The organism is Amycolatopsis bartoniae, from assembly GCF_014191255.1.
Taxonomy (GTDB): domain Bacteria; phylum Actinomycetota; class Actinomycetes; order Mycobacteriales; family Pseudonocardiaceae; genus Amycolatopsis_E; species Amycolatopsis_E bartoniae.
On the sequence record NZ_JACHWH010000012.1, the window covers coordinates 154,418 to 174,044 of the forward strand.

General features: G+C 73.9%; 19 protein-coding genes. 7 read left to right on the forward strand and 12 right to left on the reverse strand.

Annotation, left to right across the window (positions count from 1 at the left end; translation table 11 throughout):
• Window positions 1–127 precede the first annotated feature (127 nt).
• Together FHX82_RS33220 and FHX82_RS33225 are read right to left on the reverse strand one after the other, a co-directional pair.
• The gene (locus FHX82_RS33220) at window positions 128–454 is read right to left on the reverse strand and encodes a hypothetical protein (RefSeq protein ID WP_145935226.1); all 327 of its coding nucleotides are present in this window, start codon (window positions 452–454) and stop codon (window positions 128–130) included.
• Complete coding sequence (locus FHX82_RS33225; protein ID WP_145935227.1) at window positions 451–3,546, reverse strand: ATP-binding protein; 3,096 nt, start codon at window positions 3,544–3,546, stop codon at window positions 451–453. Before FHX82_RS33225 ends, FHX82_RS33220 begins: the two co-directional genes overlap by 4 nt.
• Window positions 3,547–3,649: 103 nt before the next feature.
• Here FHX82_RS33225 and FHX82_RS33230 point away from each other — a divergent pair, with 103 nt between their 5' ends.
• On the forward strand, window positions 3,650–4,519 hold the full coding sequence (locus tag FHX82_RS33230; RefSeq protein WP_145935228.1) for an alpha/beta fold hydrolase: 870 nt from the start codon (window positions 3,650–3,652) through the stop codon (window positions 4,517–4,519).
• On the opposite strand, the gene FHX82_RS33235 is transcribed toward FHX82_RS33230, so the two are convergent.
• Window positions 4,488–4,733 carry a hypothetical protein gene (locus FHX82_RS33235; protein ID WP_221216857.1) on the reverse strand — a complete coding sequence of 82 codons (246 nt, stop codon included), beginning with the start codon at window positions 4,731–4,733 and terminating at the stop codon, window positions 4,488–4,490. The two genes, FHX82_RS33230 and FHX82_RS33235, sit on opposite strands and share 32 nt — an antisense overlap.
• Window positions 4,734–4,810: 77 nt before the next feature.
• Window positions 4,811–5,521, reverse strand: a complete 711-nt coding sequence (locus FHX82_RS33240; protein ID WP_229880309.1) for an ArsR/SmtB family transcription factor — start codon at window positions 5,519–5,521, stop codon at window positions 4,811–4,813.
• A 46-nt stretch (window positions 5,522–5,567) separates the two neighbouring features.
• Between FHX82_RS33240 and FHX82_RS33245 the strand changes: the two genes are divergently transcribed.
• Window positions 5,568–6,794, forward strand: a complete 1,227-nt coding sequence (locus FHX82_RS33245) for an MFS transporter (protein ID WP_183176985.1) — start codon at window positions 5,568–5,570, stop codon at window positions 6,792–6,794.
• Here FHX82_RS33245 and FHX82_RS33250 read toward each other — a convergent pair.
• From FHX82_RS33250 to FHX82_RS33260, 3 genes are read right to left on the reverse strand one after another with little or no spacing between them, the layout of a single operon-like run.
• A complete protein-coding gene (locus tag FHX82_RS33250) occupies window positions 6,724–7,065 on the reverse strand; it encodes a MobA protein (protein ID WP_145935231.1) in 342 nt (113 codons plus the stop codon). The two genes, FHX82_RS33245 and FHX82_RS33250, sit on opposite strands and share 71 nt — an antisense overlap.
• A gap of 15 nt (window positions 7,066–7,080) precedes the next feature.
• A complete protein-coding gene (locus FHX82_RS33255; RefSeq protein ID WP_145935232.1) occupies window positions 7,081–7,392 on the reverse strand; it encodes a hypothetical protein in 312 nt (103 codons plus the stop codon).
• A gap of 16 nt (window positions 7,393–7,408) precedes the next feature.
• Window positions 7,409–10,543, reverse strand: coding sequence for a family 78 glycoside hydrolase catalytic domain (locus FHX82_RS33260; protein WP_183176986.1), 3,135 nt, complete (start codon window positions 10,541–10,543; stop codon window positions 7,409–7,411).
• Between the two features lie 124 nt (window positions 10,544–10,667).
• Between FHX82_RS33260 and FHX82_RS33265 the strand changes: the two genes are divergently transcribed.
• A complete protein-coding gene (locus FHX82_RS33265; RefSeq protein WP_145935234.1) occupies window positions 10,668–11,105 on the forward strand; it encodes a MarR family winged helix-turn-helix transcriptional regulator in 438 nt (145 codons plus the stop codon).
• Window positions 11,106–11,108: 3 nt separating this feature from the next.
• Here the strand turns inward: FHX82_RS33265 and FHX82_RS33270 are convergent, their stop codons facing one another.
• A complete protein-coding gene (locus tag FHX82_RS33270; protein ID WP_183176987.1) occupies window positions 11,109–11,780 on the reverse strand; it encodes a hypothetical protein in 672 nt (223 codons plus the stop codon).
• 92 nt (window positions 11,781–11,872) lie between these two features.
• On the opposite strand from FHX82_RS33270, the gene FHX82_RS33275 reads away from it, so the two are divergent.
• Complete coding sequence (locus FHX82_RS33275) at window positions 11,873–12,892, forward strand: LLM class flavin-dependent oxidoreductase (protein ID WP_145935235.1); 1,020 nt, start codon at window positions 11,873–11,875, stop codon at window positions 12,890–12,892.
• On the opposite strand, the gene FHX82_RS33280 is transcribed toward FHX82_RS33275, so the two are convergent.
• Together FHX82_RS33280 and FHX82_RS33285 are read right to left on the reverse strand one after the other, a co-directional pair.
• Window positions 12,889–14,160 (reverse strand): YeeE/YedE family protein, encoded by a 1,272-nt coding sequence (locus tag FHX82_RS33280; RefSeq protein ID WP_145935236.1) that lies wholly within the window; start codon window positions 14,158–14,160, stop codon window positions 12,889–12,891. The two genes, FHX82_RS33275 and FHX82_RS33280, sit on opposite strands and share 4 nt — an antisense overlap.
• Window positions 14,161–14,225: 65 nt before the next feature.
• Window positions 14,226–15,449, reverse strand: a complete 1,224-nt coding sequence (locus FHX82_RS33285; RefSeq protein WP_145935237.1) for an MFS transporter — start codon at window positions 15,447–15,449, stop codon at window positions 14,226–14,228.
• A gap of 77 nt (window positions 15,450–15,526) precedes the next feature.
• Here FHX82_RS33285 and FHX82_RS33290 point away from each other — a divergent pair, with 77 nt between their 5' ends.
• Complete coding sequence (locus FHX82_RS33290) at window positions 15,527–16,078, forward strand: TetR/AcrR family transcriptional regulator (protein WP_145935238.1); 552 nt, start codon at window positions 15,527–15,529, stop codon at window positions 16,076–16,078.
• A gap of 34 nt (window positions 16,079–16,112) precedes the next feature.
• The gene (locus FHX82_RS33295; protein ID WP_229880310.1) at window positions 16,113–17,069 is read left to right on the forward strand and encodes a zinc-binding dehydrogenase; all 957 of its coding nucleotides are present in this window, start codon (window positions 16,113–16,115) and stop codon (window positions 17,067–17,069) included.
• A gap of 342 nt (window positions 17,070–17,411) precedes the next feature.
• On the opposite strand, the gene FHX82_RS33300 is transcribed toward FHX82_RS33295, so the two are convergent.
• Window positions 17,412–17,816: a hypothetical protein gene (locus FHX82_RS33300; protein WP_145934952.1), complete on the reverse strand. Its 405-nt coding sequence runs from the start codon at window positions 17,814–17,816 to the stop codon at window positions 17,412–17,414.
• 1 nt (window position 17,817) lies between these two features.
• Window positions 17,818–18,108, reverse strand: a complete 291-nt coding sequence (locus FHX82_RS33305) for a MerR family transcriptional regulator (protein ID WP_145934963.1) — start codon at window positions 18,106–18,108, stop codon at window positions 17,818–17,820.
• Window positions 18,109–18,418: 310 nt separating this feature from the next.
• On the opposite strand from FHX82_RS33305, the gene FHX82_RS33310 reads away from it, so the two are divergent.
• Window positions 18,419–19,564, forward strand: coding sequence for an IniB N-terminal domain-containing protein (locus FHX82_RS33310; protein WP_145934951.1), 1,146 nt, complete (start codon window positions 18,419–18,421; stop codon window positions 19,562–19,564).
• Window positions 19,565–19,627: the final 63 nt, after the last annotated feature.

The window sequence follows — 19,627 nt, forward strand, 5'->3', positions numbered from 1 at the left end:
AGGACCCGGCCGCCGAACGCGGCGGGGCGGTCCCGGTGGCAGCGGCGGCGATCGCGGCGGCGATGGCGGGATCACGACCAAGCCGCCGGTCACCGCCAGACCACCGGTCACCGCCGGGCGGCCGCCGTCACCGCTCCTCCGGCCAGTCCGCCAGCTGGTCACTGATCTCGCGGTCGTCGGCCACCCGGTCCCGCTCGTCCGCCCTGCGGTCGCGGTCATCCGCCACGCGGTCGCGGTCGTCGGCCACCCGGTCGCGTTCGTCGGCCGTCTCTTCGCGGTCGTCGGCCACCTGCTCGCGCTCGTCCATCGCGCTCTCCCGCCGGTCGGCCGCCGCTTCGCGGTGGCCAGCCCGCCGCTCCACCGCCTCCGTGTGCTCGACCCGGCGGAATTCCTCCTCCGAAGCGGCCATCTCCGCATCGATCCGGGCCTGGTCGTCACCGGCCGAGTGGGTCATGTGCCCAGCTTGGCACGGCGCCTCACCTCACGCGCCTGCCGATGATGCGCCACGGCCTCATCCGCCAGCCCCAGCGCCGCGGCGAGGTCACCGAGGTAGTGCGCCACCGGCCGGAGCGTCAGCAGCCCGCTTCCGGCCCCGGCCAGTTCGTTCGCGGCCGGCAGGAGTTCGCGGTAGAGCCGGGCCATCGCGTCGCGGTCCCCGAGCTCGACGGCGGCGACTGCGTGCAGGCACGTGCGGGCCTCGTAGAGCAGGTCCCGCGGCGAGTCCGGGATCTCCACCGCACGAGCCTCCGCACGCCGCCCCGCGCCGAGCAGCACGAGCGGACGGCACCACGGCTCGTACGCCCCGAAGTCGCCGTCCTCAGGCAACCGTCCTTGCGCGACCTCCTGGCACAGTAAGGCGAACGGCCCGATCCCATTGTCCACACCGGACATTCCTGTGCCGGAAAGCCGTGCCGCCGCGGCCCGGTACGCGGCCTCGGCGGGCTGCCCGGCCGCCGAGGCGCGCAACGCGCGGTACCACTGCACGAACGGCGCCACGAGCGGAATGCCGTAGTCCTCACCCAGCCGCGCCACCGCGGCCGCGTGCTCGTCGGCCGCGGTGAACGCGGCGAGCGCCGAGTGCGCCTGCACCAGCACGAGCCGCGCGAGCACCTCGAACGTCACCAGCCCGTGCCGCGTGGCCAGCGCGAGCAGCTCCTCGCCGAGCCGCTGCCTTTCCGGAGCGAGACCCGCGGTCTCGAACGACTGCATGAACCGCGCGTTGAGCGCGAACGCCAGCACCGAAGGGTCGCCCAGTTCCCGCGCCAGTTCCTCGGCCTGCCGGGCGGCGTCGCGCGCCCGCGCTCCCCCGGCGTTGCGCAGTTCCAGCGCGATCGTCGCCAGCAACCTGCTGCGGGCGGCGGTTTCGGTGTCCGGCAACGCTTCGAGGGTCCGCCCGGCGACCTCCGCGATTCGCCGGGCCAGCTCCGGGTCGTCGGGCTCGGTCCAGACCGCGGGCACGTCGAACGCGGCGAGCACCCGGGCGGTGAGCGCGGGATCGCCGAGCCGCTCGGCTTGTGTGAGGGCCTCCGCCCGGTACCGGCGTGCTTCGGCGAGCCCGCCCGCCACGGCGAGCGCGCGGACCAGGCCGGTGACGAGGTCCAGCCGCGTGCGCACGTCGCCGTCGCCGTGGGCGTCCAGCGCGGCCCGCCACCACCGGGCCGCCTCGTGCGGCGCGAACCGCGCCTCCGCCTGCTCGGCCGCGGCCTTGGCGTAGCGGACGGCGCGGGAATCCCCGGCGAGCAGGAAGTGGTGCGCGAGCGCTTCGACGTCCCGAGGCCGCAGCCGCTCGATCGCCGCCCCCAGCTCGGCGTGCCACCGGACGCGGCGGACGGGTGAGACGTCCTGGTACAGCGTGTCGCGCACCAGGTCGTGGGCGAACCGGGCACCGTCGACGAGAAACCCTTGCCGCGTCGCGGTTTCCACGGCGTCCAGCACGTCCTCGCCGGTGACGGCCGTGAGCACCGGCAGGTCGACGTCACCGGCGACGGCGGCCAGCCGCAGCACCCGTTGCGCGGCGTCGGGCAGCTTCGCGACGCGGTAGCGCACGAGGTCACGCACGCCGGGCGGGACCGCCGCGAGCCCGGCCGGGCCTTCGGCCTCGAACAGCCGGGCCAGCTCCCGGACGAAGAACGGGTTGCCGCCGCTGCGGCGGTGGATTCCCGCGGCGGTGTCCGCGTCGACACCGCGTCCCGTCGCCAGGCGGACGACTCCGGCCACCGCCTCGCGCGACAGCCCGCCGAGGTAGATCCGCGTGGGCTCGATCCGGGCAGCACGGCCCAGAAACGCCGTCAGGTTCGCCGACACGTCCGTGGTGCGGTACGTCGCGACCACCAGAACCGGCACCGGCTCCGCGACCACCGACGTGAGCAACGCGAGCGTCTCCTCCCCCGCCCAGTGCAGGTCGTCGAGCACCAGCGCCAGCGGCGCCCGCCGGGCGACGCGCGCGAGGTGCGCGGCGACCGCGCGGTGCCAGGAGAACCGCGCCGCGACCGGATCACCGCCCGGCGCGGGTTCGGGCGCGCCGAGGGTGTCCAGGATCCGCGTCCACGGCCACGCGGCCGGCACGCCTTCGTGCTCGGGACTGCCGCCCCACGCGGTGGTCCAGCCCTGCGCGGCCAGGCGCGCCGTCACGGTCTCGGCGAGCGCCGTCTTGCCCGCTCCGGCTTCGCCACTGACGAGTACCAGCCCGAGCCGCCGCCGCGCGGCCACCGCCGCGGCCGCGTCGAGGACCTGCGCCAACTCCTCCTCGCGGCCGACCAGCGCAGGCACGGCGGGCCGGGCCGGGGACAGCCGGGGCGCCTGCGTGAGGATGTCGGACTCCAGTTCGCGCAGGTTCGTCCCCGGGTCCACGCCCAGTTCCTCCGCCAGCACCCGCCGGGCCCGGCGCAACGCGGCCAGCGCGTCGCCCTGCCGCCCGGCGCGGTACAGCGCGAGGGCCAGCAGCCGCCACGCGTCCTCGCGCCAGGGTTGCGTGCTGGTGTGGTTTTCCAGGTCCGGCACGGCTTCCGCGGCCCGCCCCAGCGCGAGCAACGCCTCCGCGCGGCGCTCCCGCGCGAGCAGCCGCAGCTCGTCCAGGCGCGAGATCTCACCCCACGCCCACGGCTCGTCGGCGACGTCGGCGTACGCGGGACCGCGCCACAGAGCGAGCGCTTCGTCCGCCCGGGTCAGTGCGTCGTCGGCCCGGCCGGCGGCGAGCAGGTCCGCCAGCTCCCCCACCGCCGCCTCGAACTGCCAGGCGTCCACCGACTCCGGCATCAGCGCGTAGCCCGGGCCTTCGGTGACGAGCAGCCGCGCGGGCGTGCGCGGGGCGCGGCCGGGTTCGAGCGCCCGGCGCAGCGCGGACACGAACGTCTGCAGCGCCGCCGTCGCGCCGTCCGGCGGGGATTCCCACAGGTCGTCGACGAGCCGGGCGGACGGCACCACGCGGCCACGCGCGACCAGCAGCCGGGCCAGCACTGCGCGATGCCGCGGCCCCTTGAGGTCGACCGGGCCGTGCTCGTCCTCGGCTCGCAAGGGGCCGAGCACCCCGAACCGCACCGACGGCATCTCCCCTCCTCGCCGGGCACTGTACGCGGCCGCTCAGCGCGTGCTCAGTGAGCGCTCAGTGGGCCGCGCGACGCTGGGGGCAGCCAAGGAGAAAGGTTCTGACATGCGCATTCCCGGTTTCGACTACCAGCGGGTTCCCGTCGCCGACGGCGTGGCGCTGAACGTGGCGGTCGCGGGTTCCGGCTCGCCCGTCGTGCTCCTGCACGGGTTTCCGCAGACCCACCTGATGTGGCGGCACGTCGCCGCCGACCTCGCCGTCGACCACACCGTGCTGTGCCCCGACCTGCGTGGCTACGGCGACAGCGACAAGCCGGCCGATACCGGCGAGACGTACTCGAAGCGCACCATGGCCGCCGACGTCGTGGCGCTCGCCCGCGCGTTCGGGCACGACCGGTTCGCCCTCGCCGGGCACGACCGCGGTGCGCTCGTCGCGATCCGAGCGGGGCTTGATCACCCGGACGTGGTCACCCACCTGGCGTCGCTCGACGTGCTGCCGACGCTCGACACGTGGGACGTGATGCACGGCGTGGGCGGGGCGGTCGGGTTCCACCTGTACCTCATGGCGCAGCCGCCCGGGCTGCCGGAGCGGATGATCGGCGCGGTGCCGGACGAGTTCTTCGGCTACTTCCTCGACGCGTGGATCCAGCGGCCGGAGGCCATTCCCGCGGACGTGCGCGCGGCCTACCTGGCGGCTTCGCGCGATGCCGTGCCGTCGATCGTCGCGGACTACCGCGCTTCGTCCACAGTGGACGTCGAACACGACACAGCAGACCGCCGGGCGGGGAACGTGCTGCGCATGCCCGTCACGGTGCTGCAGCAGGACTGGGGTGCGACGCTGGGTTTCGACGCCGCGGCGCGGTGGCGGGCGTGGGCCCCGGACCTGGCGCACGAGACGGTGACCGCCGGGCACTTCATGGCGGAGGAGGCGCCCGCCGAGGTGATCAAGACGCTGCGCGACCTGCTGACCCGCTGAACGCGGGGACGGCGCGCCGGGCACACCGGTCGCACACCGGATCCGGCTGCCAGGCACGAGCCTGGGCCCGCAGGTTCCGCCGGACGACCCGGCGGGGCAGGCGGGCGCCGCTCGCGTCGTGGCGCGGCGTGCCGAACACCCGCAGCCGCCGCTGGACGCGTCCGCAGGCGCAGACCGTCCGGCGGTAGCTCCGGTACACCACGATCGCCTTCATCCCCGGCCCCCTTCTGGTCGCCGTCCGCAGTCGGGATACCCGTTCCGGCGGCGGTCAAGATCACCAGGACGGCTGGTTCAGGCGCCGGGGGACAAACCCGGCAGCAACTCCGCCAGCCGGGCCGCCTCCGGACCCAGCGTCAGCGTCCGTCCGTCGGCGTCCACCGCCACTACGCCGTCCGCGCGCAGCCGTGCCAGGATCGCGTGGCCCAGTGCGCCGCCGAGATGTGGACGGCGCAGTGTGCGGTCGAGGCAGCTCGTGGCGAGCTTCCGCCGCGAGCCCGCCACCTCCGCGACCTCGACGCCGAACCGGGCCAGCACCGCACCCGCCGCGGGGCCGGGTGCCAGCACGTCGCTGTCGGCCTCGCGGCGCAGCGCGCCCTCGGCCAGCAGGTGGTCGAGCAGCGCGACGCCGAGCCTGCCCGCCGCGTGGTCGTAGCAGAGCCGTTCCGGCGGGGCGGCCGGGCTCGGCAGCGGCAGGGCGCCTCCGGCGTAGTCGGCCAGCGCGTCCAGGACCGCGGTGACCGCCGGGTCCTTGAGCCGGTACGTCACGTGGCGGCCCGCCTGCTCGCCGGCCACCAACCCGGCCTGGCGCAGCTTCGCGAGGTGGTTGCCGAGACGGGCGGGCGTGACCCCGAGGACGTCGGCGAGCTGTGTCATGCCGTGCGGCCCCTCGTGCGCGAGCAGCTGCAGCACCGTCAGGCGGATCGGGTCGGCCAGCTCACGGGCGAGCGCGGTCACCGTGGCGACCACCGGCTGCTCGGCGCTGGTCCATCCGGGCGAGTTCACAACAACGACCTTACACCTTTCACGAATACGTGATAGATGTCGGTGGATGCTCCGCCGCTACTGGCACGACCAGATCCCGCCACCCGGCCCGTTCCGGGCGCTGGCGCTCGGCGTGCTCGTCACGACCGCGGGCAAGGGCGCCTGGTTCACCACGTGGGCGGTCTACTTCACGACCGCCGCCGGGCTGCCCGTGCCGGTGGTCGGGCTGGGGCTGATGCTCGCGGGCGGCGCCGGGCTCCTCGCCGCGACGCCGGTCGGTGCGCTGGCCGACCGCCTCGGGCCGCGGACCCTGCTGATCACACTGGTCGCCGTCGAAGGCGTCTCCATGGCGGCGTTCGTGTTCGCGTCGCACCTCGCGGTGTTCCTGGTGGCCGCGCTGGTGAACACGACGGCCGACCGCGCCGTCACGGGCCTGAGCACCGCCTACGTCGCCCAGCTCGCGGACGAGCGGAGCAGGCTCGGGCATCTGGCGCGGCAACGGGTCGCGAGCCACCTCGGCTACACGCTCGGCGCGGCGGCGGGCGCGGTGTGCCTCACCCTGCACACGGCCGCGGCTTTCCACGTCCTGATCGCCGTCAACACCGCGACCTCACTGGGGTACGCCGTCCTGCTCACGCGCGTGCCGTCCGTCCGCCCCGCCCCAGCGCCCGCGCAGAAGCTCGCCCGCGACCCGGCGTTCCTCGCCGTCGCCGTCACCACCGGGCTGCTGTCGCTCTGCTGGGGCCTGGTCTCGACCGCGTTGCCGCTGTGGCTCGTGCGCGGGACGGACCTGCCCGCCGGGCTCGCGGGCGTGGTGGTGATGGTCAACTCGTTCGGCGTGGCGCTGCTGCAGGTCCCCGCCGGGCGCGGGTGCACGAGCCCCCGCCGCTCGGCGGCGCGCGCCGTCTGGTCGGGCGCGGCGCTGGCCGTGGCGTGCCTGCTGTTCGCGGCGACGGCGGGCGGCAGCGGCGCGGTCGCGATCGGTCTCGTGCTGCTCGCCGCGGCCGCGCACCTGGCGGGTGAGCTGTGGTTCATCGCCGCCCGCTGGGCGCTCACGCTCGACCTCACCCCGCCCGGCGCGACCGGGCGCTACCAGGGGCTCACCACGAGCGCGGAGGCCGGCGCGCAGATGCTCAGCCCGGCGGTGATGGCCCTGCTCGTCGGCACGTGGGGTCTGCCGGGCTGGTTCGCCCTCGCCGCGCTGTTCCTCGCCGCGGGCACGCTCACGGTTCCGGCCACGCGCTGGGCGCTGCGGACGCGGCCCACCGATCGAGCAGGATCGGCAGCCCCGTGAACTTCCAGAAGTGCAGGGAGACGTGCCCGTCGCTCATCCCGGACCCGACGCGGAACTGCGGCAGGTACACGCTCGCCGACTCCGCCACCGGCCCGTCCAGGCTCGCCCCCGTCACCTCGGTGAAGGTCCGCTCGAACAGCGTCCGCGCGGCGAACTGGTTTCCCGGCGGTTCCTGACCCCGCAACCGGTCCCGCATCGCTTCCCACACGTGGGGGTCGCCCCGCAGCCCCCAGCGCAGGGGCGGGCGGGCGAACAGCTCGTCCAGGCTCACGCGGGGAACGGTAGCTCAGCCGGCGCCGAAGTTCTGGTCCACCTCGTCGGCCAGTGCGTCCAGCGCCCGCCGCGCCAGGTCCTCGTCGCCCGCGCAGTCCAGCCGCAGCGTGGCGGTGCTCGCGCCCGCGCCTCCGGCGTCGACGTGCAGCTCGCCGCTGCCGCCGGACCAGGTGAACCGCAGCCGCGGCGGTTCGGTGTCGAGCCGGACGTCCCCGGCGCCCAGCACGTCGGTCAGCCAGGCCTTGGCCCGCGCGGGATCGGCCGCGGTGTTCAGGACGATGTCGGGTTCGGCGTCGAGGCCGCGGTTCGCTTCGTAGACGGTCACGCGCCAGGCGTACCCCTCAGGCGTGCGCGGTGAACGTCCAGTCGCCGGACCCGACCTCGCGCACCTCGCCCGACAGCGGTACGACGACCCTCGCGGTCGTGTTCGCGGGCACGGTCACGTCCAGGCGCAGGGAGTCGCCGTGGCGCTGCCAGTGCGTGCGGACCTCGCCCTGCGGAGTGCGGTAGCTCGCGGACACGTCGGTCAGCGTGCCCACCACCGCGGGCGCGATCTCCAGGTGCCGGTAGCCGACGTCGCCGTCCGCCTGCCGGATCCCGCCGAGCCCCGCGGTGAACCACTCGTCGATCGCGCCGAGCATGAAGTGGTTCTGCGACGCGTTGCCCGCCAGGCCGTCCCACGCCTCGCCCAGCGACGTCGACCCGCTCAGCACCTGGGCGCCGTAGCTGGGCGCGGTCCGCTGGGTGGCGATGTCGTACACCACGTCGTCACGCCCGGCGGCGGACAGCACGTCGATCACCGCGGGGAGCCCGATCTCGCCGACGTCGAGGTGGTTGCCCTTCGCGCGGATGTTCGCGATCAGGTGGGCGAGCACGGCGTCGTGCTGGTCCGCGGGCACCACGCCGAGGTCGAGGGCGAGCGCGTCGCCGGTCTGGTTGCCCGAGGCGTAGGTGTGGTTCGCCGCGTCGAGGTACTTCGCGTTGAACGCTTTCGTGATCTCGCCGGCGCGCTGCCGGTAGGCGGCCGCGTCCGCGGGTTCGCCGAGCACGTCGGCGATCTGCGCCATGGTCCGGGTCAGCCGGAGGTAGCCGTAGGTGGCGGTGTACCCGCGGGGCGTGCTGGTGTCGATCCCGATCCAGTCGCCGAGCCCGCCGTCCAGCAGCCCGCCGCTCGCCTTACCGTCCAGATAGGACAGATAACGGCGCATGTTCGGGTAGTAGGTCGACAGCACGCCCTGGTCGGCGTACGTCCGGTACAGCAGCCACGGCGCGAGGACGAGCGTGCCGCCCCAGTTCGCGTCGTCGCGATACCCGGCGTCCCACTCGGTGAACTCGGTGTACTCCGGGGCGATGTCGGGCACCAGACCGCTCGGTGTCTGCGCGTCCGCCATGTCCCGCAACAGCTTCCGGTAGTACGCCTGCACGTCGTAGCCGCGGGAGACGGTGCCGAACACGAGGCTGTCCTGCTCCAGCCAGCCCAGCTTCTCGCGGTGCGGGCAGTCGGTGAGGATCGAGTACATGTTGCTCTGCACCGAGCGGTCGATGATCCGGTGGATGCCGTCGAGCAGGTCGTCGGAGGAGTCGAACGACCCCACGGCGTGGTTGGTGGTGCGCAGCACGATCGCGCTCGCCGCCGGTGGCGCCGGCAGGCCGGTGACCTCCAGGTAGCGGAAGCCGTGGTAGGTGTACCGCGGGTGCCAGGTAAGCGCTTTCCCGGCCAGCGTCACGCTGTCCCACACGGGTCCGCGGAACCCGCTCTGCGTGATCGTGCCGTCGGCGTTGAGCTTCTCGGCCGGGCGCAGCTCCACGCGCGTCCCGGCGGCGCCGTCGAGCCGCAGCTGCGGCCAGCCCGCGACGTTGGTGCCGAAGTCCAGCACGTACTCACCCGGCCGCGGCTGGGTCACCGCGACGACGGGCAGGGTGTCCACCGGCTCGACCGGCGGCGCGGTGCGGCCCACGATCTTCGCCGTGGGCAACGGGTTTCCAGTGACCACGACGGGCTGCCAGGTGCCGGCGCCCGCGCGTGCCCAGTCCGGCGTCTCGCGGCGCGCGTCGTAGTCCTCCCCGCCGTACCAGTTGGAGAACGTGGTGGCCCCCAGACCGGTCTGCCAGCTGCCGTCGGTCGCGATTGTCTCGGTGCGCCCGTCGGTGTAGCGGACTTGCAGCTGCGCCAGCAGTCGCGGGTTGGCGTAGTGGTTGTTCACGTACTGGTAGCGGCTGGGCGCGTCCGGCGTGTCGTGCACGTCGAAGTCGCCCGGCCCCAGCTCGACGGCGATCCGGTTGCGGCCGTTGTCCAGCAACGAGGTCACGTCGTACGTGGACGCCACCACCTGTTCCCGGAAGTCGGTGTTCGGCGGCTCCAGCACGGCCTTGCTCACCGCGGCGCCGTTGACCTCCGCGTCGTACAGGCCGGAACCGGTGATGAACAGCCGGGCGCTCGCGACCCGGCCACGCAGCGCGAAGTCCTTGACGAACCGGGGCAGCGCGGCGGGCTGGCTGCGCAGCGCCGACGGCGGCGCCTGCCTGCTCACCTTCTTGACGGTGGTGAACGAGGAGTCCGTGGCGACGGAGACCTGGTAGTCCCGCGGGTAGTCCGCGGTGCGGGCGAACTGGTCGGTCACGTCGGTACGCGGGTACAGGCGCAGCTGGTCGAACGTGCGGACGGCGCCGAGGTCGAGCTGCAGCCGGATCGGGTGCGCGGTGACGTCGATGCCCGGGTGCGCGGGGCTGCGGTAACCGCGTGGCGCCTGGTCGGACAGCTCCTGGCCGTCGGTGAGGAAGCCCGGGTCCCACTCCCCCGCCGCGGGATCGGACTCGGAGGTGGTGACGGTGGCGCCGCGCGCGAGGTTCACCGCCGGATCGGTCCTGGTGCCGACCTCGATCTCCGCGAGCGCCAGGCGGGCCTGCCGGTCCGCGGCGGCCGGGTCGGTGGTGGCGCCTTCGAGGAACGACACGTCGATCCGCACGTACCGGCCGGTCTGCGAGCCGAGGTCGACGGTGATCGGGTGCGCGGCGGCCCGCTCCCAGTCGGGGTTGCCGATCCACTGCGCCTGCCAGTCGCGCAGGCCGGGCTCGAAGAACGCCGGAGCGCTCCACGCGGACGCCCTGCCGCGTTCGTCCCACACCCGGACCTGCCACGTCACGCGGCTGCCCGCGGCGACGGGCTTTCCGGCGTAGTCGACGCCGGTGTTGGCCGACGAGGCGACCTTGCCGGTGTCCCACAGGTCCGGACTGCCGAGCCGCCGCGGGTCGGAGGCGGCGCGGATCTCGTACGCGGTCTGGGCAGCGTCACGGCCCTGCGAGGCGAACTGCCAGCTCAGGTCCGGGGTGGTGTCCTCCAGCCCGATGGGGTCGGTCATGCCCGCGGCCCGCAACAGCCGCGCGGACAGCGAACCGGGCGTGGCTGCCGCGGGCGCGGCGAGCGAGAGAACGAGCGCGGCGGCGAGTGCCAGTACCGCGGTGTGACGTCCGGACACCGTTGTCCCCTCCTGTCGGAACTGGCCTGGACCATGACAGTTCTTCACGAGGAGGCGCAAGAAAGGTGTCCGGAACCGGCCAGCCTCACCGGCATCGAACCCGCCTGGCGGGAGGATGCCGGGCATGGCTCCGCTTCCGCAGCTCGCCGACCGGCTCGGCGCGCGCCTGTACGTGTCCGTCGGCAGGCTCAGCAAGGCTTTGCGCAGACAGGAGCCGGGCTGCCTGCCGCAGGGCGAGGTGTCGGCGCTGGCGACGCTGGAGCGGGAGGGCCCGATGCGGCTGGGCGAGCTGGCGACGCGGGAGGCGGTGAGCGCGCCGAGCATGTCGCGGATCGTGGCGGCCCTCGTCGACAGCGGTCACGCCCGGCGCGAACGCGACCCGCAGGACGGCCGTGCGGCGCTGGTCGCGATCACCCCCCAGGGCACCGCGGTGGTGCGGGAGGCGTGGCTGACCAAGGCGGCGGAGCTGCGGCGCCGGATCGAGCGGCTCGCCCCCGAGGACCGGGCCGCGCTGCGGAAGATGATCCCGGCCCTGGAGGCGTTGTCCTCCTGCGCGGAGTGAGCCTCACTTCCGCCAGGTGACGGCCTTCGAGCTCGCCGAGTCGTAGGGCTTCTGCGTGTACGTCAGCGACGTCACCGGGTCCGAGGAGGTGCCGAAGTACAGCCGGCACCCCTCGAAGGTCGCGCCCTTCGCGGCGAACTCCTCCGGGGCGAAGGCCAGATCCTCGCAGCCGCTGACGCTGTGGTCGGCCATCCCGAGCAGCGTGCCGGGGAAACCGCCGCTGCGGGTGCTCACGTTGAGGATCGGCGCGTAGACGCCCGTGAAGTTGGCGCCGTCGAGGTTCGTCAGCGTCTCGTGCACGAAGAAGAACATCTTCCCGCGCAGCTTCGCCTTGTCCTCGTCCTTCAGCGGCAGCTGGTCGATGTCGGCGTCCGGCGCGGGCTTGGTCTCGACCGTCACGCTCAGCCCCAGCAGCCCCTTGTCGTACTGGCTGTAGAACGGGACCACCGCCTGCTCGCCGAACTTCAGCTTCGTGCCGGGCTTCGTGGTGCGGTCGGTCAGCTCCAGTACGGGCGTCACCGTCGCGTACGGCCGCGCCGTGGTGGTCGGCGCGGTGCTCGGCGGCGGCGTGGTCACACCCGGCGCCGGGGTGGCACCCTCGGTGGTCGCGGTGCAGCCGGCGACCGCGAAAACCGCGGCCAGGACGGCGAAACGTCTGAACGGGCGCGTGCCCATGCTGGTCCCCCAGGTGTGATGTGATCGACTGCGGGAATAGTAGAAGGCGCCGGGTGGCTTGTCCCCACCGACCGCCACCACCGGAGGACCCCATGCCGAAGCCCTCGGAACCGTTGCGGAAGCTGGGCTTCCTCACGATCGGCTTGTTCGACCCCGGCGACCCGCGGCGCGGGCACGAGTCCACGCTGGAGGTCATCCAGCTGGGTGAGCGGCTGGGGTTCGACAGCGCGTGGGTCCGCCACCGGCACCTGCAGTACGGGATCTCGTCGCCGGTCGCGGTGCTCGCAGCGGCGTCGCAGCGCACGAGCCGGATCGAGCTGGGTACCGCGGTGATCCCGCTCGGCTGGGAGAACCCGCTGCGGCTGGCCGAGGACCTGGCGACGGTGGACCTGCTCTCCGGTGGCCGCCTCAACCCCGGTCTCAGCGTCGGGCCGCCCATGCACTACGACCGCGTGCGCCCCGCGCTGTACCCGGACACCGGTGACGCCGAGGACTTCGGCTACGAACGGATGCGGCGGCTGCTCGGCTTCGTGCGCGGCGAGCCCGCCACGGACTTCAGCGGCACCGAGGGGTTCGAGGTGTTCTCCGACCGCGTGCAGCCGCACTCCCCCGGCCTCGGGCGGCGGCTGTGGTACGGCGGGGGCAGCCTGCGCTCGGCCCGGTGGGCGGGTGAGCAGGGGATGAACTTCCTCACCAGCAGCGTGGTCAAGGCCGAGGAGTCCGAGGACTTCGAGGAGATCCAGCTCTCGCACGTGCGCGCGTTCCGCGCCGCCCACCCGGACGGCGAGCGGGCGCGGGTCTCGCAGGGCCTCGTGGTGATCCCGACGGACTCGGCGTCACCCGGGCAGCGGGCGAAGTACGAGGCGTACGTCGACAAGCGCACGCCCCGCACGGCGTCGCCGCAGGGCCCGGCGCGGATGCTGTTCGCGCGGGACCTGGTGGGCACGTCGGAGGAGATCGCCGAGCGGCTCTACGCGCACGCCGCGTTCCGCGAGATCGACGAGGTCGCGTTCGCGCTCCCGTTCACCTTCGAGCACGACGACTACGTGCAGATCCTGACCGACCTGGCCACCCGTCTCGGCCCGGCGCTCGGCTGGCAGCCGCGGGGTTAGCAGACGCTGTCGGTCGGCTGGGGGTTGGTGAGCCCGAACAGCGGCCGCAGCTTCAGCCCGATCCAGGTGCCGCCCAGGGCGAACGCGCCCCACAGCCACCCGTGCAGGCTGCCCGTCGAGATGCCCGCCAGGTAGGCCCCGATGTTGCAGCCGCCGGACAGGCGGGCGCCGATGCCCATCAGGATTCCGCCCAGCACGGCCGCGATCGCGGTCCGCCACGGGATCTCCGCCCGGATCTTCCACGCTCCCGCCGCCGCGGCGGCCACCGCTGCCCCGAGGATGATCCCGAGGTCGGTGAGGCTGGTCTTGTCCGTCCACACCGGACCGGCGAGGGACCTGGCGTTGCTCGTGCTCTGCCAGAACTCCCACGTCTCCGGGTGCAGCCCGAACAGCTGCAGCAGCTTGGCGCCCCACAGCGCGAACGCGAACGTCACGCCCCAGGTGCCGCCGGACACCAGCACCACCGCCGCCGCCAGCACCGCCAGCACGACCGCGCCCACCAGCAGCGGCCACGAACCACGCAGCACCCGGGCGGCGCCGTGCGCCGTCGGCACCGCGTCGACCGGCGGCGGGGTGCGCCGCTTCTGCACCACCCGCGTCACCGCGGCCACCAGGACCAGCACGGCGATCGTGACCGCCCACGAACCCCACCAGCCCACGTGGTCGGCGAGCAGGAACCCCGAAACCTGCGGCCAGCCGGTGAAGACCGGGTACGCCCACGTGTAGAACACCGAGCCCACGACGAACCCGCCCAGCGTGAGCACGATCGTCGACTGCCCGGCGCCCACCGCGAACAACGTGCCCGAGGCGCATGCCCCGCCCAGCTGCATGCCGACCCCGAACAGGGCCGCGCCCGCGAACAGCGCCAGCCCGATCGGGCCCGCCGAGATCTTCGGCGTGGCACCGAAAAGCCCCGTGCCGGTGCCCGCGATCAACGCGATGAGCGTGGCCGCGGTGCCCAGCAGCACGGTGTGGGCTCGCAGGCCGGCGCCGTTGCCGACCGCGATCAACTGCCGCCACGCGGAGGTGAACCCGAACCGCGAGTGGAACAGCGCCAGCCCCACGAACAGCCCGAGCACCAGGAGGATGCCGTACTTCCCGCCGTAGGACGCCCACACGTACGCGCTCAGCCCGGTCCCGAGCACCGCGGCGATCACCAGCGGCACGACCTTCACCGGCTCCTCGGGCCGCGGCACGGGAGCGGCGCACGAGGTCGGGGACGGGGACAGGAACCCACCGGCGGGCTGCCGGTCGGCGACAGCGGACATGGACACTCCAGACGAGACGGGGGAAGATCACCTACCAGGTTAAGGTCCGGCCGGCACCTGTCCCACTATCTGGTCACGCGCAGCCGCTGGACGACGAGCGCGGTCGCCGCCAGCACCCCGAGCACGGCCGCGTACACCAGCGCGGTCGGCCGTAGCCCGAACGCGGTCGCGGCGAACCCGGCGACCACGGCGGGCACGCTGAACGCGAGGTACGAGATCACGTACGCGACGGCGAACAGCTCGCCACGCTCGGCGGGAGCGGAAATCCGCGCCAGAGTCCCGAAACTCGCCAGCGCGGAGGCGCCGAACCCGACCCCCGCCACGACGGTGCCGACGATGCCCAGCGCGACGAGGCCCGCCGCGATCCCCGCGAAGGTGAGCACGAGCCCGGCGGTGAGCAGCGCCGCGCCGACGCCGAGCGTCCACTGGACGGGACGGGTGCGCAGCAGGAACGTGGCGAGCGCGCCGGTGCCGCACAGCAGGGTGACGACGAGTCCGCCGATGAGGTGGTTCGTCAGCCCGAACAACCCCGAGGCGATCGACGGGCCGAGCGACAGGTACAGCCCGCCCAGCGACCAGCTCGCGAGCAGGATCGGGACCAGCGCGAAGAAGTCGGCCCGCAGCCGCTGCGGCACGCCGAGCCGGGGCTGCAGGGACCGCAGGCCACCGGGACGGCGGCCGGACGTCTCGGGCATCGCGGCGACGATGAGGGCCGCGAGGACCATGCCGGCCAGCAGCACCACGTACACCAGGTGCGTCGGCGCGGGCGCGAACTGCACGAGCGCGCCGCAGCCGAGCGCGCCGAGCGCGAGGCCGGTGGTGGGCGCGATGCCGTTCACCACCCCGGCGCGGCCGGGCGCGTGCGGCGGGTCGAGGTCCACGAGCGTGGCGGCCATCGCCGTCATCGCGGCGCCGGTCGCGATGCCCTGCACCAGCCGGGCGGCGAACAGCACCGGAACGTCCCCGGCGACGAGGAACAACACGAGCGATGTCGCTTCGAGTGCGATCGCCGCGCCGAGCACGGGACGGCGGCCGACGTGGTCGGAAAGCGCGCCGAGCACCAGCAGTGACGCGATCAGCCCCACCACGTACACCGCGAAGACCGCGGTGAGCGTGGTGGCGGAGAAGTGCCAGTTCTGCTGGTAGACGACGTAGAGCGGGGACGGCGCGCTGGACGCGGCCATGAACAGCACGAAGATCGCCGCGACGGCGGCGAAGGCGAAGCCGCGGGGCAGGCGTCTGGGCAGGACGTCGGCCACGGGTGCCGCGACGGCGACGGATTCGGACACGTTCCCTCCTCAAAAGCAACGATCAATGCGTTAGACCACCATAGCGTAAACGCAACGATCGGTGCGATACTGGTTTCATGCCCGCTTCTCCCCCTGCGACCCGGCCCGGCGGACGGTCCGCGCGCGTGCGCGCGTCCGTGCACCGCGCGGTCGAAGAGCTCCTGTCCGAACAACCCGCCGAGGAGGTGACGCTGCCACTGATCGCCACGCGCGCCGGTGTCCACCCGACGACGGTGTACCGCCGCTGGGGGTCGCTCGCGGACCTGCTCAGCGAGGTCGCGTCGAGCCGCTTCAGCGGGGACATCGTGGTGCCGGACACCGGGGACGTGCGGGAGGACCTGGAGCGGTGGGCCACGGCGGTGGCGACCGACCTGGCCGACCCGGACACGCTGGCGATCATGCGGGCCGCGCTCGGCGCCGGGCCGGACGGCGGCTGCGCCTGCACCGCGGACCGGCACGCCCAGCTGGAGGCGATCCTCGAACGGGAGCGCTCGCGGGGCGGGCGGACGCCCAGTGTCGAGGAGGCTTCGGACGGGCTGCTCGGGCCGCTCTACTACCGGGCGTTGTTCACGCAGCTGCCGGTGACGGCGGAGTGGGTGCGGGGCCTGGTGCGGAAACTGCTGTCTTGACCTGGAGTGTGGTCGAGGTCCCAGACTGAGGGTGATGGACATGCACGTGATCGAGACGGACGGGCCGGAGCTGCGGGTCAGGCACGTGCCCCCGCCCACCCCCGGCAGGGGCGAAGTGGTGATCGAAGTCGCGGCGGCGGGCGTGCTGGCCGGAGACCTGGACGGGGTGGCTGCCGGCGGGGGTGGAGGGCCGGTGACGCTGGCGGCGGGGAGTCCGGAGCGCGGGGTGGTGGCGGCCGCGGGGGTTTCCGTCGCGGGCGGCAGGGCGGCGGGAACCGTGATCGCGGGCACGGAGGAAATCCCCGTCACTGGCGCACCTTCCCCGGCGGCCCCGTTCGTCCCGGGCAGCGGCGTGGCGGGGCGAATCACGGCGGTCGGCGAGGGGGTGCCCGGCGAATGGCTGGGCAGGCGGGTTCTGTCCGAAGTGGATGGTGGCTACGCGGACCGGGTCGTGGCACGGGTGCCAGGGCTGATCGGCATTCCGGACGAGGTGCACGAGCACGAGGCGATGGCCCTGCTGCACGAAGGCAGCATCGCACTCGCCGTGTTCGAGGCGGCCGCGGTCGAGGCGGGTGAGTCGGTGCTGGTGCTGCCCGCCTCGGACGCGGTGGGCAGCCTGCTGGTCCAGCTCGCCCTCGACGCCGGGGCGCGGGTCGTCGGCGCCGCGCGCGGGCCGGGGAGGATGCAGCTGGTGCGGGACCTCGGGGCGGAGCTGGTCGTCGACCACGGAGAGCCCGGCTGGCCGGAGCAGGTCGGTTCGGTGGACGTCCTCTTCGAGGGCGAACCGTCCACTTTCGACGGTGCCGGACGCCGGTTCTCCGTCCAGGGCAGGCATGGCGACCGGCCGCGGGTCGAGCGGATACTGCGCGCGGCCGCCGAAGGCCGCGTCACGCCGCTCATCGGGCAGACCTACCCGCTCGTCCGCGCCGCGGAGGCCCACGCCGCACTGGCGGCCCGCCGCTCGGTGGGGAAGACCCTGCTCATCCCCTGACCCCCCAGCTCGCCGCCCACCGCCGGGGCATCCAGCTCCGGCGGCGACCGATGCCAGCGATCAGCCGCCACACACCGCCGCCGGGTGCCGGACAGTGTCAGCCGCAATGGAGGTCCCCGGTCACGGCCATTCCGGCCAGGACGCCAGGTCGGCCGTTCCCGGCCCGGCGTCGAGTCCCGGGCACCGTGCCAGGCCAACCGCTTCCGGCGCGACCGCCGAAACTCGGGCAGCCCCGGCCGCGACCGGCCGAATCACCCGCCCGTCGCGAAGACCAGGATCCGGGCAGCTCGGACTGCAATCAGCCCGCCGCGACCGGCGGCTTCCACCAACCCCCGCCGGGGGTCAGCCGATCCCCACCGGGATCCGGGACTCCGCCGCGGGCTCCGGCTCCGCCTGGGGGCGTTCGCTGTCGAAGCGGCTGAACTCGAACCGCACGTCGCCGTCGCGGGTGACCGGGTTGACCACGCCCGCCGTCTCCACCGTTGCCAGCTGGGCGAGCAGCCGCGCCAGTGCGTCGGGCGCCTGGCGGGGTTCGCGGTCCACCTGGGCCAGCGTGCGGTGCAGGTTCGTGAGGTTCCAGCTGTCCGCCGTGCCGTGGCCCGACGGCGCCGCGACCGAGATCGTCACCAGCCACCGGCCCGGCTTGCCCGCCAGCGCCGGCGTGCGGTGATTGCCGATGCCGATCACCTGGTCGGCGCGCACGAGCCCGTCCCCGAGCGTCCGGATCCACACGTTCTCCAGCCCCATCTCACTCCTCCTGTCGACCATCCGTGCCGGAACGCGTACCCAGCCGGCGCCGCAGCTCCTGGTTCTCCGCCTGCGACCGGGCGAGCTGGTCCTCCAGCCGCACGATCCGGTCGGCCGCCGCGAGCGTCATGCCGCTGTCGAACAGCTCACGCACGCGCGCGGCCAGGCGTAGCTGACGGCGCGAGTAGCGGCGGTGGCCGCCACTGGAGCGGTGCGCCTGGACGACCTCCGCCGCGTCGAGGCTCCGCAGGAACGCCGGCTGCACGTCCAGCGCCTCCGCGGCCTGCCCCATGGTCCACGCGGGATAGTCCTCGTCGTCCAGCTTGTCCACACCCACAAATCTATGTTATCTCCACCCGTTGATCGACTCAATCTCCAGTGGCGACTGGAGATTCAGCACTGCCGCCGACCTCGTGCAGAACTGACCGAACTCCTCAGTAGGGCGAAATCCCCTAACCCCCTATCGGGTGAGGGCGTTACTCCAGGTGGCACTCAGGGGTCCGATCCCCGATGCCCAGGGAAATGATCTTCCCTAGGTTCAGCTAGGTCGTGCGGTAGGCCGCACGCATCCTCACTGTCCGGAACCACCTGTGGAGACTGCGTTGTCCCAGCCCATCCAGACCCTGCACGAGTTCGTGCTGTCCCTCGTGTCCGACGGCGCCAGCCAGTCGGCCTTCCTCTCCGACCCCCAGGCGGTCCTGGCCGGCGCGGGCCTGTCCGACATCACCGCGGGCGACGTGCAGGAGGTCACCGCCCTGGTCGTCGACCACGCCCCGGCGCCGGTGGCCGACGCCGTCGAGGCCGCGCTCGCCGCGCTGCCCGCCGACGGCCCGGACGACCTGGGCTGCGCGATCGAGCACCTGAAGTGCGTCGCCACCACCGTCCCCGCGGGCCTCGGCTCGCTCGCCACCGCCACCTCGGCCTCCGCCGACGGCTTCGCCGGCAGCGCCGCCTACACCGGTTCGCACCTCGACGCGACCCTCGCGGGCGCGGCGAGCACCGGGGGCGTCAGCCTCGCCGGTGACGTCGTCTCCGACGTCGCGCAGCTGTCCGGTTCGGTCGCCGCGGGCGGCGACTCGCTCGCCGCGTCGCTCACCGGCGGCGCGGGCGACGCCACGTTCGCCGGTGCGCTCGCCGCCGGTGACGGCGCGGTCGCCGCGGCCGCGCAGTCGGTGTCGCCGCTGGGCACCTACGCGCTGGCCACCGACGGCCTGTCGCTGCCGGACCTCGGTTCGGCCGGTGACCTGGGCTCCAGCCTCGACGCCCACGCACTGGGCGACACCTCACCCGTCGTCGACGCCGCGTCGGGCTACACCGACAGCATCGGCTCGTTCGCCGCCGGGACCGTGTCCGACGGATCCACGGCCGTGGCCGGCTACCTCTCCCCCGCGGGCAGCCAGGTCGCGGGCGCCGTCGCGCAGGGTGGCTCCGAGGTCGCGCAGCACCTCGACAGCGGCACCGCCGCGGTCTCCGGCGCGCTGTCCCACGTGCCGGCCGTGCCGGCGCCGAACCTGCCGGTCAGCCTGCCCACCGACCTGCCGGTGCACGTCACCGCCGAGCTGCCGCACTCGCTGCCGGACGTGACCCACCTGCCCGACGCCGCCCACGACGTGGTCGCGACGGCGCAGTCGGCCACCTCCGGCGTGGTCGCGCACAGCCCGGTCGCCGACCTCGGCTCGCTGGGTCACACCGCGGCGCTGCCGGACCTCGGCGACGCGCTGCACACCGACCTGCCCCTGGGTCACTGACCGGCGGCGGAACCGGGTCCCGCCGCCGGGGCCCGGTTCCGCCCTTCCGGTGCTTCGCGATCA